Consider the following 19,998-nt stretch of genomic DNA (forward strand, 5'->3'; position numbering starts at 1 on the left):
TCCCCTGCGTCGACGCGGTCATCGTTGTGGTGCCGTCTCGTGTGCGGCGAGCGGCGCGCCGCGGGCGGCGAAGATCGCGCCGACATCGGCGTCTCCCGCCTCGACGATCAAATGACAGTTGGTGCCTCCGTCCGCGAAACAGTTGAGCGCGGCCAGCGCCAGCGGCCAGCGCGTTGCCACGCGGCAGAACTCGAAGCGTGTGCCGGAGAACGGGAAATGCTCCAGCGGTTGCTGGCCCGACAGGAACGGCGGAATCTCTTTCTGGCTCAGCATCAGAACCAGCTTGATGAAAGCCGCCATTCCCTCGGCACACATCGGATGGCCGATATTGGGCTTCATCGAGCCCAGGTAACACGACGCCGTAGCGCCGCTCGTGCCGTAGACCGAGGCTATCGCCTTGAGCTCCAGCAGATCAGTCACCTGCGAACCCGAGCCGTTGACTTCGATGTACCGCACATCCTCAGGCTGCAGGCCGCTCGCGGCCAGTGCCTTGCCCAGCACCTGCTTTTGCTGCACGAGGTTCGGCGTGGCCGGCCCTGCAGTGCGTCCGTCGTTATTGATCGCGATGGCCTTGATGGCGGCATAGATGCTGTCACCGTCGGCAATGGCCTGGCGCCGCGTCTTGAGCAGCACCATGCCGGCGCCTTCACCCGGAATGATGCCTTGCGCACGCTGGTCGAAGATGCGGAACTCGGCGCCATGCGAGAGCAAATTGCGCTGTTCGAACAGCTGCTGCACGCCGTCGTCCGCGAATACGCTGACGGCGCCGACCAGGGCCGCGTCGATGGACCCTAGCCGCAGTGCCTGGGCGGCGAGGTCCATGGCGACGAGTGCCGAAGAACACGCGGTATCCACCACCAGACAGGGGCCGTGCAGATCAAAGAACTGGGAGATGTTCGCCGCCAGGTAGTTCTGTCCGGCCACCACGACCGGGTTGCGCGCGGACTCCAGGCGCTGGCGCTGTACGCTGTGCAGGCTGCGCCCACCGATATACACACCAACTGGTTTACCGCCGAATTCGTCGCGCATATACCCGGCATGGAAGATCGTACGCAGGCTTTCTTCCAACAGCACCAGCGCCTGCGGATCCATGAGCGCCGCGTCATCCCGCGACAGATGGAAATATTCGATGTCGAAGGAATGCACATTGTCCAGCAGCCCAAGGAATACGTCGCCCTGCGTCGCCCAGCGTTCAGCCGGTACGGGCCTGATCGCGCAGCCGCCTTCGCGCAACAGATTCCAGTAGTCCTCCAGCGAGGCCGCCCCGGCGAAGCGGCAGGAAAGACCGACCACCACGATCTCGTCGCCGACGCCCCGGAGGCTTGTAGCAGTCACCTGTGGTCCGGCAGCGACACCTGGCGCACGAGTGCTGCCAGCCAACGGTGCCGCGGCGCGGCAGGCTGCGAGGATGCTGGCACCGACCGCGCGTTCGAGGTAGGCAGCCAGACTCGCCAGCGTGGGATGTTCGTACACGACGGAGGGATCCACCGACGTGCCCAGCCGCTCGCCGATGCCTCGCACCAGTTGGGTGAGCAAGATCGAATCGACACCGTAGTCCTGGAAGCGGGCGTTGACATCTATGACCCTGCCGTCATGCATCTTCAGCTCGGCCTGGAACAGGCGGTAGAGCCAGCCAAGCGTCGTTTCGCTGTCGTCGACCGGATACACAAGCGTTGCGCGACCGGGCAGCGGGCGGTGTGCGGGGGCGACTTCGGGCGAATCCGCCGGTGCGTCGGCGCGCGCGCAATGAAGTAACGACCCGCCGTCCGCAAAAACCTGTTCATCGACAGCCAGCGGCGCCACGACGCGATAGCAGGACTGACCCAGCACCTCGTCGAGCAGGCCTAGCCCCTGCGCTGCTTCCAGGCGGCGCAGGCCCCGGCGCTCGTAGAGCGGCAAACTATCGGCCGCCATGCCGGGACCGTTCCATGCCGGCCATTGGATGCTGTAGCTGGCGCATCCGAAGCGCCCGCTCGCCGCGACGAAGTCCATATAGGCATTGGCGATGGAATAGTCGATCTGACCCACCGCCATTTCCGGCAGCAGCGCGGAAACTGATGAAAAAAGCACAACAAATTTCAATGGTTGCGCGGTCAGCGCCGTTGCCAGTCCATCCAGACCGGAAACCTTGGGCGCGAGCACTTGCGCAATCCGATCGAGCGGCTTGCGCACAAACGCGAGGTTGTCCCGGTCCACCTCTCCTGCGGCGTGGATCAGTCCGTGGATAGGCCCCAGCGGCGCCAAAACAGCGGAGCACGCTACCGCATCCTCTGCAGCCAGGGACAGCTCGACGACATCGACCTGCGCGCCGAGCTGCCTGAGTTCATCCAGCATTGCCGCACGGGGATCCTGCGGCGACGAGATTCCACGGCGCGTGGACAGCACGAGATGCTGAACCCCCCGCGCAATCACAAGATGCCTCGCACAGGCAAGCCCCAGGCCGCCAAAACCGCCGGTGATCAGGATGCGGTCCGTGGCCGCGATTGCTGCGGGCCTGGCCTGTGCCGCGGCGCGGGACCGGAACGCTGTATCCGACAACACATCATTAGTCGCCACATGACGCACGCCCTGGCTGTAGCTCACGGCACAGCAGGTATCGCTGCTGTAGAACTCGCAGGCAATCGTGCGTGCCAGTTGCGCGATATCCATGTCGTCCGCGGGCAAGTCCACATGACGCGAATCGATAGCGCGACATTCACTTTGGAGCATCCGGTACAACGCCGCACCGAGCACCGCCGCCGCATTGTAGGCATCGCGGCCGGCACCTGCGAGGCCGCGGGTAATTCCCAGCAGCCGTTTGCGCCGTTGCTGTGTCCCGGCGCGGGGGTTGGCCTGGATGAATTGCTGCAGGAACTGCAATTGAGGCAGCTGTGGCCGGTCCGACAGCCGCATTCCGAGCAGATCGATTACCCCGTCCAGCTGTGCGCACTCCTGCGTGCATTCGGCGACAGCGCCCGGCGCCGCTTCGATCATGCAGGCCGACGTAAACCACGCCTGCAGCTGCTGCGCAAGGTCCCTTGACACCTCGTCGAACAGGATCGTGACGCGGCACTGCGTCTGCTCTATCGCCTCAATCGGCTGCGGCGCCCAGTCAGCGAGGACAAAGCGCAGGCCGCTGGTTGGAGCCGGCCGGCGCGGGTCACAGTCAGCGACCCAGTAGGCGTGCTGTCCGAATGGGTAGCCGGGCAGCGGTATTCGCGCCAGTGGCGCGTCGCTAAATAGCTGGGACGCGTCTATGCGTTCTCCGGCGCAGAATGCCCGCCCGATCCGCGCCAGCGCGGAACTGTCGGGCCTCTGCGGGTCATGGCCGTCGCGGTGGCGCGTATCAGCTACCCCGCCCTGACCCTGCCACCACTGGCCGTGGCTACTTCCCTGCAGGAACAGGCGCAGTCTGCGCTGAAGCTCGCCGGCGTCACGCACGACCGCCGCCAGCCTGTGCGACAGCGCATGGCGCCCGGCGATCAGCGTATAGCTCAGGCGGGCGAAATCGGCCGCGGAAAGCTGGCTATGGCCGACATGCGTCAGGAGCTGTTCCGCTCGGCAACGCAGCGCTTCGGGCGACTTCGCCGACAGCACGATCAGCCGGCCATCCTGCGCGGGCGGCGCATCAGCGAACGGCCCGGCGGCCGCCTGAAGATACGGTTCGACAACCATGTGCGCATTGGTGCCGCTCATGCCAAAGGCGCTGAGGGCACCGTACTGACGCCGCGGACGATCCTGCGACAGTGGCTGCCGGCTACCAAGTACCCAGTCGCGCCGCTGCGTATTGACGAAAAACGGGCTCGTCTGCCAATCGATATAGTCGCTCAGCGGCTCGGCATGCAGCGAGGGCGGAATCGCGCCGGCCTGCATCGCCTTGACCAGCGCGATGAGACTGACCAGCCCCGATGCGGCGAAGGTATGTCCGACGTTGCTCTTGACCGATGTGACGGCACAGAACGCGCGCTTGCCGGTGAAGCTGCGGAATGCCTCGGTCAGCGCATTGATCTCGACCGGATCGCCGATGCGTGTGCCGGTACCGTGGGCGATCAGGTACTCGACTTCTTCGGGGTCGATGCCATAGCGGCCGTAGGTCCGCTCCACAAGCTGGCGCTGGGCGTGTCCGCTGGGCGCCGCAATGCCGCCAGTACGTCCATCGTAGTTGATTCCGCTGGCACGGATGACCGCGCGCACAGGATCCAGGCGCGCGCGTGCCTGCGCCAGTGACGTCAGTACCAGCGCGACCACCGCCTCGCCCGGCACGATGCCGTCCGCAGCGGTGGAAAACGCGCGGCACTTTCCCTGTGGCGCAAGCAGGCCGGCACTGTCGAGGATCCGCGTCAGCTGGTCGGTAAGCAGCAGATTGGCGCTGGCAACCACGGCCGTGTCGATCTCGCCGGAGGCAATCGCCATGCACGCCTGATGCGCGGCCACCAGGCCGGATGAGCAGGCCGTGTTGATGGTCATGGCCGCGCCCGACAGATTAAGGCTGTAGCCAAGCCGCGACGCGAGCAGGGCATCGTTGTTCGCCGTTGCGCTACACGCCGGTTCGACCAGGCGCTGATAGTCGCCCTGTTCGGCGCCGACGTAGACGCCGATCCGCTGATTGGCCAGGTGCTCCTCGCCGTAGCCGGCATCCTCGAGCGCGTTCCACGCCTCCTGCAACAGCAGCCGCTGGCGCGGATCCATCATCTCGGCTTCCAGCGGCGTGATGTCGAAAAATCCGGCGTCGAATCCGGCCACGTCATTGATACGGGCGCAGGCGAACGGTGAAGCGGCATCGGAGGCGAGCAGGTCACGCCCTTCGCTGATCGCCTGCCAGAAGGACTGGATAGAGTTCGCCGACGCGATGCGGCCGCTCATGCCGACAATCGCGATGGACAGGCGCCCGTCGGCCGGGCCGTCGGGAGTGGAGATGTGTTCTCGCGCAATGCCAATGCTCACGGCATTGCGGCACGAGTCCGCGGCTTCCGCGCTCGCGGCGGAAGCGCTCTGCGCGTTACCCGCCGCAAGGTGGCGCGCCAGCGCCTTGATCGAACCATGGGTGAAAAACACAGAAGGCGCAATCCGTGCCCCGGTCAGTTCACCGATGCGCGCGGCGTACTGGGCGAGCAGGATCGAATCGAAACCGAAGCGGGTGAGGTTATCGGTCGTGTTGAGCAGGGTGGCCGAGGTCTTCAGCAGGTCTGCCGCGAGACGCAGCAGCCTGTCGGTCATCGCGCGCTCGTCCAGCCCCGGCGCTGGCGTGTCCAGCGCCGGGGAACTGGCCGCCACCGGGGCTGCGTCGCGGCGGCTTGCGGGCGCGCCGAAGAAACCCGCCCAGCGCTGCGGCTGCATCGCGAGCAGCGTCGGTCCCGGCATCGCCGTGGCCAGCACAAGCTCGAGCACACGCAAGGCTTCATCCGTGGCGATCGGCCGCTGGCCGGTAGCCTCCAGGTAGACCTCGGCAGCGGCCTTGCCCATGCCGCCCTCGGCCCATATAGGCCAATTTATACAAATTAACTCCACGCGATCTGGACTGCCGGAGGCACGCATGGCCTGCGCCAATGCATGCTGATAGCGGTTGGCCACAGCGTAGGAAATCTCTCCGCCGTCGCCTACCACAGCGGCGACCGATGAGAAACAGCAGACGAAACCCGCGTCGAACTGCGCGGCCACGCCAAGCAGGTTGTCCGTGCCTTCGATCTTGGGACTGATCACATCGACGAACCCGTCGACATTGCAGTCCAGAGCGGAATCGTCTGCGAGCCTGCCGGCCAGATGAAAAACGCCGTCCACCCTCCCGAAGCGCGCGACGGCGGCCTCTAGCACCTGTTCGATGTCCTGGCGGCTGGTCGGATCCGCGGCCAGCGCCAGCACGCCGTCGGCCGTGCCCTGCGCGCGTCCACCACGGCGGCTGCATACCACGACGCCGGCTCTGTATCGGCCGCGCAGATAATGCGTCAGCAGGCCGCCCAGCGCGCCGCTGCCGCCGACCAGCACGTAGACGCCGCCCTCGCGCATACGCGCAGCCCGCGGCGCCGAATCCGCCCGAAGCGCTGCGTCGAAACGCGGCATTGGCCGCATGGTGCGCATCAGGCGCGCACCATCGAGGTAGCGCTCGCCTGGGCTGCAGGCCGCGGTGGCAGCCTCCAGCATCGCCGTGACAAAGGCGGGATCAGGCGTTTCGCGCGTCCGCGCCGCCGTCCAGTGTACGAGACGGATGTCGAAACCGATCGGCAGCTGTACCGCCGAAAGCTCGAAGCCCCGCAGCGACTCGACGCGCGCCTGTTCCTGCGCCGTGCGGCTGACACCGGCGATGACCAGGCGCCGGCAAGGCCGCGCCGAACGGGCCACGGCGCGCATCAGCGCCAGGCTCCCCACGCAGGCGCTGGCCGTGCTGCTGCCGGCGGCCAGCAGGAACACCGTGCAGGGTGGCAGTGTGTTCCTGCCCAGATCTGCCAGCGCCAACTCGTACATGCGCTCGAACGTCTGGCGATAAGAATCAACAGTGCTGGCCGTCGCGTGCGCGGGGCCGACAATGAGGTAGCGGGCGTCAATGTCCACACCCAGTGAAAACAAGGTCGCCGACAGGCTGTGCTGTGCGGCTGCGTCGGGCACGACGAACAGGCAGACCTCTCCCGACAGTGAGTCCAGCGCAGCAACGCGGTCGCTGGGCTGCCAGTGCTCTTCGAACAAGGCCAGCGGCTGCGTCGCCGGCAAGCCGCCGCCCGGGCCAGAAGGGTCGCGATCATGCCAGTAGCGGTGCGAGGCAAACGGATAGCCTGGCAGCGAAATCCGCGTCACCGGCCAGCGCCGGAAAAGCGCGCCGTAGTCGAGCTTGCAACCCGCGGCAAACAATTCGGCAAGCAGCAGCAACTGGCGGTAGTAGGCGTCCCCGTCGAGTTGCTGCAGGGACTGCAGACACAGCTCGCCGCTTCGGCGCAGGGCCGGGCCGGCCGCGCTGACGTCACCCGAGGCCAATTCATTGACCTTCAGGTGTTCGCGCCCGGTCTGGTAACGCCAGTCTGCCAGGATCACCAGCAGCTCGGCCCGATCATGCGCGACGAGCGCGAACCGATGCCGGAAATGCCGCCGCCCGCAGAGCAAGGTATGGCTGACGTCGGCAAGCGAGAGTGCCGGTTGTGCGCGGCAATGTGCGGTGAAGTTTTCGATCTGCTGATGCAGCTGGGCCGCACTTTCGGCCGACAGCACGAACAAATATGCCGGCGGCGCGATCGCGCTGGACGCCGCGTGGATATATTCCTCGACCACGACGTGGGCATTCGTGCCGCTGAAGCCGAACGCGCTGACGCCTGCACGGCGCACACCATGGGCGGGGCGCGGCCACTCTACCGGCTCACTGTTGATGTAGAACGGCGACCCGGACAGGTCGATGGCCGGATTGAGCGACCGCAGATGCAGGGACGGCGGGATACAGCCGTGGCGCATACCACACACCGCCTTGATGACACCGGCCACGCCGGCGGCCGCAGCGGTGTGGCCGATATTGGTCTTCACCGAACCCAGGGCGCAGCGCACGCCGGCCGCCGTGGCGAATACGCGGGCCAGGGCGGCGCATTCAATGGGATCGCCCAGCGTCGTTCCGGTGCCATGCGCCTCAAGCAGTTGGATGCTGTCCGGACCGATGCCGGCCTCGCGGTAGACACGCTCCAGCAGGCGCTGCTGGGCATCCCCGTTTGGAGCGGTCAGGCCGTTGCTGGTGCCATCCTGGTTGGTACCGGTCGCGCGGATCACGCCATGGATGCTGTCACTGTCCCGGATCGCTGCGGACAGCCGTTTCAGCACGAGTATGCCGGCCCCCTCACCGGGCACAAAGCCGTCCGCGGCGGCATCGAACGTGGCGCAACGTCCTTGCGCGGACAACATGCCCGCCTTGCCGGCCATGCCGAAATGCGCCGGCGTGGCCAGTACCGTCACACCGCCGGCAAGTGCCATCGCGCACTCGTCCGCCAGCAGACTCCGGCAGGCCAGATGAATGGCTACCAGCGAACTTGAGCAGGCCGTATCCACAGCCAGGGCCGGCCCGGTCAGATTCAGGTGATACGAAATGCGCGAAGCCAGCACGGACAGCGCGTTGCCCCAGAACGCCTGCGGTGGAGGATCGCCGGCGAAAAGGTAGGGATAGTCGGCGCCGATGGTGCCGACGAACACGCCGCAGCAGAAACCCGGCTCGGCGTCGCTTACCTCTTGTCCGGCATAGCCCGCATCCTCGAGTGCATGCCAGGCCTGTTCCAGGAACACGCGCTGCTGCGGATCCATGAAGCTGGCTTCGTGGCCGGAGATGCCGAAGAAAGGCGCATCGAACACGTCGATGTCGGCAAGCAGGCTGGCGTAGCGCGGAGCATCGGCGGGCTGCGGCGCCCAGCGCGTCACTTGCTCGACCAGATCGCGCCCCTGGGACAGATGCTCCCAGAACGCATTCACATCCGCGGATCGCGCAAATCGAGCACTCATTCCGATGATGGCAATCAGCGCCGTGTCGTCAGCCGCTCGTGCCAATAGCGGCCTGTGTGTGGACGCAGTGGTGTGCGGCGACATCGCCGCCGGTGACTCGCTGGCCGCGACAGCATGCGGCGCCAGCCTTGCGCGTACCTGCGCATCGAACTCCCTGGCGATGAAGGCCGACAGCTTTTCGACCGTCGAATGGCTGAAGATGCTGGTGGCGCCCAGCTCAATGCCGAATGCGTCGCCGAGGGCGCGGGTCAGCGCGGTGCCGGTGATGGAATCGACGCCATAGTCCATGAACGGGACATTGGGCCGTATGACGGCCTCGTCGATCTGCAGGCAGCGCGCGCATTGCCGGCGCACTTCCGCGCGAACCCGTTCCTTGAGAGTGTCGCCGTCCTGCGCCGCGGCCGGCGCCAGCGAGGCCGGCGCCGCGCCGGGCAGCACGTGATCGGCGCCACGCCCGGCCAAGGGGGTATTGCTGGCCTGGATCATGTCGTGCAACGCCGCGCCGCCGATCGACGCATAGCAGAACAGCTGCGCGTGCGGGCTGGACAGGAAAGATTCGAGCGCGGGCAGTGCCTGGTCCGCTTCGAGCGACCCCATTCCCGACTGCGCCATGCGGACGCGATGGCGCGCATCGGCGACCGCTCCGACACTGCCCCAGTATCCCCAGTTGATTACCTTGACCGGACATGACCAACGACCCGGCGTGCCCAGCGCGAAAGCGTCCTGGAACACGCTCCCGGCGGCGTAGTTGGCCTGCCCGGCCGCCGTGGCGATGCTCTGCACGGAGGAGAAAAACAGCACGAAATCCAGTGCCAGATCGGCAAAGACCTGCATCAGCCGCACACTCACGTCGAGCTTGCTCTGCAGCGTCTCGCGCAATTGCGCAGGCTGCAGGGTCGTCACCGCGCGGTCACGCAGCACGAGGCCGGCATGTACCACGCCGTGAATAGCGCCGAACCTCGCCAGCACTTCGTCGCGTGCCGCGCGCAGCGCGTCGGCACAGGTCGCATCAGCCATCAGATAGCAGGGTTTCGGCCCGAATCGCGCAATCGCATCCTGTGCGGCCTGAATGCCGGCGTCGGCTCCGCGCCGGCCGATCCATACCACCTGGGCGGCATGGTGGCGGGCAAGGTATTCACTCCAGGCTTGACCGATGCCGCCGGCCCCGCCGATGACCACATACACGCCACCGCGGCGATAACACACGCTGCTGCCTGTGCCCGCACCGGCGGCCGGCCAGTCAACCGGTGTCAGCTCGCGAAGGTACCACTGCCCTTGCCGATACCACACCAGTTCACCGCGTGCGACGGCCAGTTCACCGCGTGCGACGGCCAGTTCGGCGCCACAGGCGTCAATGAATGACCGTTCCTGACCCGCCGCGACCCCGGCGAAATCGACCCGCGCAAATGACCAGTGAGCCTGCTCCCGGGCGACTGAGCCCAGCAGGCCGTGCACGCCCGAATGGGCCGGCATCACTGGCTCTCCCGGCGACAGCGGTACCGCCTTCTCTGTCAGCACCAGCCAGGAAATCGGCGCCAGCGGCGCTTCGCGTAGCAATTCCTTGAGCAGGCGAAAAACAGAATACACGCCCAACTCCTGCGCCTGCAGCAGCAGCTCAGGATCGGCGCTTGCTCCGTTGTCAGTCAGCAGCAGCACGATCTGCCCGATGGCAGGTGCAGCACCTTCCTGGCGGAATCGGGTTGCCAGGTCCGCCGGCATATCCCCCGGCCGCAGCGTCAACGCGAGCGAGTCTCCCAACACCTGTTGCAGCGCCGTGGCGACGGGATGAAAGAGATCCGTCGTCAGCAGCAGGGTCGGGATTTCCCGCCGAAAGTGTGCGCCAAGGGACGGCACGAAGGGCCGGGCCTGCGTAGTTTCCATGCGCAAATGCCCGCCATCTGTCACGGACATCTGCTGCGTGAGCGATGGGTCGGCCGTGCCTGACGCATGTAGCGACGCCGGTAACCCGCGTGATTCGCGAAAGCAGAAACGCTCGAAGCGCACCACCACCAGCCCGTCGTCGGCGCACACATCGATGTCCAGATGCTGCACGGAATCCGCGGGCCCGCTGCCGGCCGAATACCGCACCCATACAACGCCTTCGCAGGGGGTCTGCTGCCAGACCCGCACCCGGTCGACGGAGAAGGGAAACTTGGTCGAGCCCCGCTGCGTCGATGACAGCGCGATGGCTGCCTGCAGCGCGCTGTCGAGCATTGCCGGATGGCAGTGGAACCGGCCGGCATCGGCCGCGACACCGTACGGAAGGACCAGTTGCGCCAGCACCTGCTCGAAGCCGCGCGCGTCATGTCCGACGCCGACCTGTTGCAGGGCCTTGAGGCGCTCGCCATGAATGATGCCGAAACCGCCGAACAGCGCGTAGATAGCCGAGCGGTCGACGGTTTGCGCCGCGCATTGCTGCCGAAGCGGCGTGAGGTCCAGGCGTGGCTGCGGCGTTTCGTCGAGCATCACGCGGCCTGCGCTGAACAGCTCTGCTGGTGGTTCGCCTGCGCGCCGGATCTGATATTCCCATTCGCTTTGCGCGGCAGGCGTCAGTCCGATGGACAAGCCGTCTGGCGCCAAAGTGCCTGCCATGACCGGCCGCAAGAAAACCACCTGAGCCAAGGTCACGCAGCGCGACAACGCCCCGGGAAGCGCAAGCCCGAGCGCAGCCAGTGGCATCTCCAGCTGGGCCACTCCCGGCAACAGCGGCTGGCCCAGGTAGCGATGATCGGCCAGAAAGAATTCTTCGCCGCTGAAGCTCGAATCGAAGCCAATGCCTTGCGCCAGCGGCCATCGGATCTGCAGCAGGGGGTGTGCCCAGCCGGCCTGCGTCGGCGATGACGCCTGCGCCGCCGGCGTAGCCGAGAGCCATTCGGCCGCATCCGGCACCCAGAATCTCTGGCGCGAAAAAGGATAGCCCGGAAGAGAGACTCTCCGGCGTCCCGTCGGTGGATGCAGGCGTGGCCAGTCGATCTCGGCGCCCCCGACCCAGGCGCGGGCCAGCGCATCGAAATCCTGCTTGCGTATTGCCAGTTCCAGCGCGGCGTGATCTTCAGCGGCCGCAGCGCTATCCGGAGCCTCCACATCGTCGACCTCGCCGACATGGCAACCCGCCCCGCCCGGCAACTGCGCGGCGCAGTGTTGGAGGCAGGATTCCAGCTCGGCGAGGCTCTGCACAACACACGCAAGTCGGTAACGCATGGCTTGCCGGCAACATTGCAGCGTGTACGCGATGCGGGAAAGGCCCGCAGCGCGTGCCGCGCCGCGGCAGGCCTGCAACAATCGCCCAGCCTGCAACGCCAGCTGCCCCGGCGATCCCGCCGACAGCACGATGATCTGCAGATCGGCAAGCGCCTCGTCGCTATCGGCCACGGGCGCCACGTACTCCTGCAGGACCACATGAGCGTTCACGCCGCCGAAACCGAACGAGCTGACGCCAGCCCTGCGTGGAATTTCTTCGCCGCCAGACGTCCTCAGGCGCGTCCAATCCCGGGGCTGGTTGAGGATGTAGAACGGCGAGCCGCCAACTTCGATATAGGGATTGAGCGCCGCACAGTGGATGCTCTGGGCGAGCCGCCCATGGCGGAACTGCAGCAGCACCTTGATGACCCCAGCAACTCCGGCGGCGTATTCGAGATGGCCGATGTTGCTCTTGACCGATCCTATGCCGCAGAAAGCCTCGGCTGGCGCCAGTTCCGCCCGCGCCAGCACCGGGTCCTGCAGCAACTCGCCGAAAGCGACCTTGAGCGCATTGATCTCGACCGGATCGCCCAGCGGCGTGCCGGTGCCATGGGCTTCCACGCAAGTAATGCTGCGCGGATCCACACCAGCCCGGCGATAAACCTCGCACAGCAAGGCGCGCTGCGCCTCCGGATTTGGCGCGGTCAGGCTGTGCGCTCGCCCACCATGGTTCTCGCCGCTGGCGAGCAGCAGCCCATGGACAGGATCGCCGCCGGCTTGCGCCTCGGGCATCCGCTTGAGGACCACGATGCCTACGCCCTCGCCTCGCGCATAACCATTGGCACCGGCCGCAAACGCCTTGCAGCGGCCATCGGGACTGAGCATTCCCGCGCGGCCGAAGCTGATATGCAGGTCAGGCGATACGATGGTGTTGACGCCGCCGCAGATCGCGAGATCACACTCACCCTGCTGCAACAGCGTCATGCCGCGGTGGATGGCGACCAGAGAGCTGGAGCAGGCCGTTTCCACGGGTTCGCTCGGCCCGCGGAGGTCCAGCAGGAAGCTCATCCGGTTGGGCCCCATCGAGGGTGACATACCAGTAGCCATGCTGCCGTCGCAGGGAATGCCGGCCGCCTTGAGCAACTCGTGATAACCGCTGTTGTGCGTTCCGACAAACAGCGTGGTACGGCTGCCGCGCAGTTGGTGCGGATGGATGCCGGCATCTTCCAGCGCCAGCCAGACATGGGTCATCAGCAGGCGCTGCTGCGGATCCATCAGCTGTGCTTCGCGCGGCGAAACGCTGAAGAACAGCGGCTCGAACTCTGCGGTCGCCTCGAGGAAGCCGCCCCAGCGGATGTTGGTAGTCCCCGGCTGCCGCTCCGGATCGCCATGGATGGCCCGCCAATCCCACCGGTCGGGCGGAATCTCGGTAATGCAGTCCCTGCCCTGGCTCAGGTTTAGCCAGAACGCGTCGATATCGCGCGCCTGCGGAAAAGCCCCGCTCATGCCGATCACCGCGATCGGCACGGGCAAACCGGAAGCGGCTTCGCCACGCGGCGGATCAGCGCCGACAGGTACGACACGCGGCTCGGCCAGCAGATACCCCGGATCGGCGTCGTTGGCCGAGCCGGCGCGGCGCGGCGAATCCTGTTCGGCGGCGGCGCTCAGCGCCTGGGGGTGCTTTTCGAGAATGTAGTCGGCCAGCCTGCCCAGCGTGGTGCGCTCAAAGAACACTGTCGGCAACACCTGAACACCGAGCCGCTCGCTAACAAGGTTGCTCAGCTCCATGAAGGTGATCGAATCGAAGCCGTAGCGGCTAAAGTCCTTGTCCGCGGCAATTTCGCCGGCCCTGATATGCATCAGCTGCTGGATGCAACCGCTCAGCACCTGCTCCACGTTCGCGCGCACCGGCGAAGCGGCGCTGCCGGCCGCACGCGTCATGGCGAGGCCTGCCGCAGCCTCCCGGTATGTGGTGGATATATTCGCGAAGAGCTTTTTTTCATCGCCACACACGACCAGAAGTGCGTGCAGGCCCGCGCGGCCAAGACGTAGCGCATCCTCCAGCGCAGCCAGGCCCTGGGCATCTGACATGGCCAGCAAACCCTTCTGCGCCAGCATGCCCTGCGCCGCGGCCGACAACGGCATGCCGCCGTCACGCCAGTACGGCCAGGCAATGGCGAGACTCAGCCCACGCCGCGTGCCCGCGGCCACCTTGGCAGCCCGCGCCTGCAGGAACGCATCGCAGAAGCGGTTGGCGATTGCGTAGTCGCTTTGGCCGGGATTGCCGATATATGCGGCCAGCGTGGAAAACGCGACAAAGAAATCAATGCAGAATCCGGCCGTTATCTCATCCAGGTTGATCAGTCCCGCCAGCTTGGGGCGCAGCACGGCGGCGACGTCGGCGGCACTCTTGTGCGCGATATAGCTGTCGCGAGTGACTCCGGCCGAATGGATGACACCATCGACGCCACCGAAACGGGCCAGCGGAGCGCGCATGGCTTGCGCCAGACGCTCGGCATCGGCGATGTCCACCGTCACGCATTCGACTTCGCAGCCCAGCGACTGCAACAGCGCCACATGCCTGCGCTGCTGCGCCGAGGGTTCACTGCGTCCGAGCAGGACGAACCGCGGATGCGCGCAGCGCTGCGCGATATGGAGGGTCACGCTCCGGCCGATGCCACCCAGGCCTCCAGCCAGCAGATATACGCCGCGGTCGCGCCAGGGCACTGATTCACCATCTGCAATGCTCCTGCCGGCCGGTGCGATCTGCACTTGACGGAAACGCAATACGCTCCGCTCTCCATCGCGGTACATGACGCTGGGTTCGACCGGCAGGCGCGCGTTTTCGCGCAGCAGTCGGGCCAGCGCCGCAGGCGAGGCGTCATCGCAACGCAGGTATTGCGCCCACTGGCGGCTGCTTTCCTGGCTGAATGTCCGCGCCAGCGCATCAAGGCCTTCACTCAGCCCTGCGTGGCCAGCGTGCAGATCGACTATTTGCACGCGCCGCAAGCGTTGCGGCGGCAGCGCTGGCAGGCGCTGCAGGCAGCCGATCACTTCGAGCGCCGCCAACTCGGCCTGCTGACCGGCGTCCTGCGCCTCATGCCCTTCGCGCCGAGCCGCAAGGCTTTCGATCTGCCACGCGGGCAGCAGTTCGCGCAGCGCCGCCGGCAACGCAGCCGCAGCGTTCACCAGTAACACGCAGTGCTCGACGCTGTCCTGCGTCGCTCCGGCTGCTTCCTGTGCCAGCGCCTGCGGCAGCCACTCCGGATGCAGATAGGTCAGTGTGGGCTCGGGTTGGCCCAGCTCGGGATGCGCTTGGCGGGCATCTTCAGCGGCCTGCCCGTCATCAGTCGAGGGGGGCTGCCTGTGCGGGTCTACCTGCCGGTTCGACAGTTCGCGGAAACTGACGCAGACGCGGCCGGCCGCGTCCAGGACATCGACATCGATCTTCTGGATAACATGGTCCGGATCGTTGCCTTCGCTATACCTGACCCAGGCGTACACCTCGTCGGGACAGGCGCGGTAAATGTTCACATGACGCACGGCAAACGGCAGCGACAGACGGCTCGCATGGCGGCTGCGCGTGCTTTCGCACAGGGCCATGAAGCCCTGCAGCGCGCTGTCGAGCAGCGCCGGATGCGCGAAATAATGTGAGCGCGTCGCCGCAGCGGCAGCGGGCAGCTCCAAGCGGGAGAGGATCTGCGCTCGCGATGTGTCCGGCGACGCACCGATCCAGCGGATGCAGCGGAAGGCGCTGCCATGGTCGATGCCGATGGCTCGATACCGCGCATACAGCGCTTCGGGCGCGAGTGCAGGACCATTGCACTGCTCCTGCAGCCCAGGCAGATCAACTACCGGCGGCCGTTCCATTCGCGCCACGCGGTAACTGCCCTGGCTGACGTGCCCAAAAGACCCTTTTTCATTTTCCACATAAATTCGGAAAGGCACCCGCGCCCCATGGCCAGGCTGGGCCATTTCGGTCGCGTCGGCAACGCCGACGGAGATGGCAATGCGCGCGCCGCCAGCATCCGGTGAAATCGGACTGGCCCAAACCAGATCGGAAAATTCCAGGAAGTTGTCCGGTCCAGGCACGATACGCAGTCCTGCGCGGACGAATTCGATCTGCGCGACCGCGGGCAGTACCGGCACGCCATTGACCCGATGCTCGTCGAAATAGAATTCGCCGGCATCAAGCTCCAGCGAAACGCTCACCGGCTGCTGTACTTCTGCGTTCACCGGCAAGACCGTGGCAGGCCGCGAGCCCGTGCCAGCATCGAAGCGCTGGAAACCGCTCCAGTAGCGGTCCTTGGCAAACGGATAGAGCGGCAGCCAGACCCGGCACCGCGGTGTGCCTGCGTGCAGCGCGCTCCACTGGACAACAGCACCAGCAACCCATTTCCGCGCCAGCAGGGAAAGATCCGCCGGTTCCTCGGCGTGCAGGCGCTGCGGCGGCGGGTCATCGCGCAGCAGACCCCGCTCAGCGGCTTCGCCGACGAACATCGTCTGGTCAAGCTGGCCGCCCAGGAAAGCAGTCAATGCGTCGCTCAACCCGAAGTGGCTGCTGGCGAGCACCGCAAACCGGTGCGCCAGGGCGGCGCGCCCTACCTGTAGGCTGAAGGCCAAGTCGCGCAAATCCGGCAACGGCTGCGAAGGCGTCTCCAGGTATTGGCGCAGCCGACCGGCCAGCTGTCGCAGCTGCGCTGCGCTACGTGCGGAAAGGATGACTAGCGCAGGTTGTTCGAGCTGCGACGCGGCACCGGGCCTGACCGCAATGTTCGGCAAGGACGTAATGACGTTCGGCGTGTTCCATTCACTGATCACAACATGTGCATTTGTTCCACTGAAGCCGAATGAATTCACCGCCGCCATGCGCGGAGCTGCGCCAGCGGGTGCCGGCCAATCGCGCAACGTGTCGTTGATGAAGAACGGAGTGCCGTCCAACTCGATATGCTCGTTGAGACGGCTAAAATTGATGCTCGGCGGGATCTGCCGGTTCCTGATCGCAAGCAGCGCCTTGATGACGCCAGTGACGCCGGCCGCCGCCAGCAGATGCCCGATATTGCTCTTGACTGATCCAACCGCGCAGGCGCTCTGCCTGCTGGTCGCGCTGCGGAAGGACTCGATCAGCGCCTCGATCTCGATCGGGTCGCCAAGCTTGGTGCCGGTTCCATGCGCCTCGATCAGCCCTATGTCAGCCGGATCAATCGCGAACCTTGCATAGACTGACTGCTGCAACGCCGCCTGCGCGCGCTGGCTGGGCGCGGTTATGCCGTTGGTGAGGCCGTCGTGGTTGATTCCCCAGCCGCGAATCACGCCGAGGATGCGGTCGTTGGCGCTGGTCGCGTCCCGCAATCGCTTCAGCAGCAGCAGACCTACGCCTTCGCCTGGTACCAGGCCATTCGCGCGCTGGTCGAAGGCATGGCAATGACCATCGTCCGACAGCATGTTTGCCTTGCTGGTCAGCAGATGGATTCGCGGCCCGGCCATCACCGTGACCCCGCCGGCCAGGGCGAAGTCGCAATTGGAGAGGCTCAGACTGTCGCAAGCATTCGCAATCGCGACCAGCGACGACGAGCACGCCGTATCGATGAACTGGCAAGGACCGCGAAAGTTGAAAAAATACGCGATGCGGCCGGCCACAATGGAGCTGTCGCTCGCTGTGATCGAATGTGCGTCGATCGATTCCGGCGCCTGTTGCCCGTAGTCGGAAGGCGCACAGCCGACGAACACTCCGACGCGGTCCAGATCCATCGACTCGGGCGCGTAGCAGGCGTCTTCCAGGCAATGCCAGGCCGCCTGCAGCAACAGCCGTTGCTGTGGATCCATCGCCAGCGCCTCGCGCGGCGAAATGTTGAAGAACGGCGCATCGAAGCACTCCGCGTCGTCCAGCGGCGCCATCCAGCGCCCATAGGCCTTACCCGGCGCGTGGCGATCATCACTGCAGAATTCGTCGACCGGCCAGCGGCTGGCGGGCACGGGCCGGACGGATTCTTTTCCCGCGCACAGGTTGTTCCAGAAGGTGGCCAGGTCGGGCGCATCCGGGAAGCGGCCAGCCATACCGACGATGGCTATGTCGCTCAGCAGGGGACGGCCGCCGTGCTCGCCGCCTGCCAGCGTCAGCGCCGCCGCGTCAGGATCCTTGGTGACGGGCTGCGAAGCCGGCTGCGCCGCGACATCAGGCGCCGGCGGCAGTGGCACACCGCCGCCGGCCGCTGCCGGCGTTGCAGCCACCAGCTCAGCCCGTGCTCCAAGCCGGGCCAGATAGCGAGCAAACACATCCAGCGTCGGGTACTGGTAGATCGCGGTCGCCTTGACATTGAGGCCGAGCGCAGTGTTGACCTTGCGGATCCACGTCACGCCGATGATCGAATCCAGGCCCATTTCAGTGAACGGAGCAGATTCGTCAACGTCAGCAACATCCAGCGCGAGTTCGGCCGCCAGCAGTTCCAGCAGACGCCGATAGACGGCGGCACTGTCCGCTGCCGTGGGGTTGTCCACGCTTCGTGCCGGCGAGCCCGCTCCGATTTCGGCGGCAGCGGGTTCAAGCTGGTCGAAATGCGCGTGGATGCGGCTGAGCACTTCGTCGTTGTTGACGAAGGTTTTTGCGTGCATCGACAGTTCCAGCTCGAACGCGACGTCAACTTCCGAACGCAGCAGGGCCGTGCGATTGTCCTTTTCGGCGACCAGGTCGTCGCGCCGCGTCTTCGCCATATGCATGGCTATCGCCATCGCCGTGGAGAGCACCTTGTTCGTTGCAACGCTGATCAGATCGCCAGTACGCGCGGCCAACGCGTCTCCGCGCTGCTCCTGAGCCAGGAAAAGGATTTCCCGCGCCAGCGCGAATCCGAAACGCGCCGGAAAGATCAGCGTCGAGCCGGCCCCAGGCGTGAAGCCATATTCCATATAGGGAGAAATATACGACGAATTGCGCGCGTAAACGGTGACGTCGCAGAAATTGCCCAGCGACCAGCCGGCACCGATGGCATGCCCCTGCATGGCGGCGATCACCGGGATCGCGCACGTCAGCGGGAGGTGATAGATGTTCTGGTCGGTGAACTTCAGCTCGCCGCGCTGGATCGCGAGCAAGCCAGCCTTGTCCCCGCCGCACGCAAAATAGCCGTCGTAGCCAGTGAGCACAGCGACCCTGTATTCGCTGCTGGCGGCAATGTGCCCGAACGCCTCCGCGATACCGGAAAAAGCGGCATCTGTGAACATGTTCTTGTTGGCTTCGTCGCGCAGCGTGATCACGACGATGCCTGGCTCGAACACGATGAGCGAAACAACGTCGGATTGCAGGGCGATGCGGCGCCCCGCGGCCAGCTGCGGAGCAAACTCGAGCTGGTCAACGAAGTTCTTCCATCGGCGTTGGTAGTCCTGCACGCCACGGCAGACATCCGCCATGGGCGGCCACGCCGCACGCCCGGCCAGATTGGCCTTGAGCTCCAGCAATGCGCGGCGCGGTTTGCGCGCCAGCTGCCGTGCATGTTCATACCCGCGCGCGTGCGCCGAACCTGCGCCCCCCGCAGCAGCGGTTGCCTGGTCCGGCGCGAACACGAAATCGACAGCTTCCGCCAGCGGCGCGGCGCCGGCATCCAGTGGACTGCCCCAAAGCAAGACTACAGGCACAGCGACGTCCGCAAGCAGCGCGGCCCATTGCTGAAGTGCTGCCGTGCGCATTCCGTCATCGGCTTCGATCAGCAGCACGCGCACTTCCTGAGCCCGAAGCACACGCGCCAGCTGATCGCGCCACTCAGCGACTTCACAGACGGGTGCGACCGGCAGCACCAGCGCGGCTACACCGTCGACATCACGCCTCCAAGCCAGTGACGCTTGCGGTTCCGGTGCGTGGGAGGTTTCTGTGGGCATGAGCCCGAAAGCACCCCCCGCTCGCCCAGGCACGGGACGCGCAGCCGCCGCCTCGGGCGGGCTGAGAACAATGCCACTGGGTTTGGCCAGCGCCGCGACCGGGCCGCGGCGGGCAGCCAGCGACGAGACGCTGGCGGCGACGGTGCGAGCCGCGGTTCCCGCGACGTCCGCACCCGTCTCGACAATGCCAGGAACAGGGGTTTCTGGGGCATCACCGCGCGAGGATCCCGCCCGCGCGCAGTCAGCAGCAGGCTCGTACGCGCCGCTGGCCAGCCGCTCGGGCCAATGCCGCGTCCTGGCGAAGGGATAGCCCGGCAGCGGCAGTGCAACGCCGCCGAAACCCTGATACAGCGGCGCAAGATCGTCCAGATGTCCAAGGCAATAGAGTTCGCCCAGTGTCTGCAGCAGACCAGCGCGAAGCCCCACCTGTGCCGCCTCGCCGGGAATACGCGCCAGCACGGCAGCCGCAGCGGAACGCTGCGCCGCATCCGCTTCGAAATCGCGCCCGACTCGATG

The 19,998-nt window shown here is 66.0% G+C and carries 1 protein-coding gene (cut by a window edge); it reads right to left on the reverse strand.

Features of this window, described 5'->3' with window-relative positions; translation table 11 throughout:
• Positions 1 to 18: 18 nt before the first annotated feature.
• Positions 19 to 19,998, reverse strand: partial view of an SDR family NAD(P)-dependent oxidoreductase gene (locus tag RUU78_RS15915; RefSeq protein ID WP_313918322.1) — the 3' portion only. The gene runs 7,653 nt beyond the window's last position; only the last 19,980 of its 27,633 coding nucleotides appear in the window; its start codon lies off the right edge, out of view — the gene reads right to left on this strand; it ends in the stop codon at positions 19 to 21.

The organism is Tahibacter sp. (genome assembly GCF_032229445.1).
Classification (GTDB): Bacteria; Pseudomonadota; Gammaproteobacteria; order Xanthomonadales; family Rhodanobacteraceae; genus Tahibacter.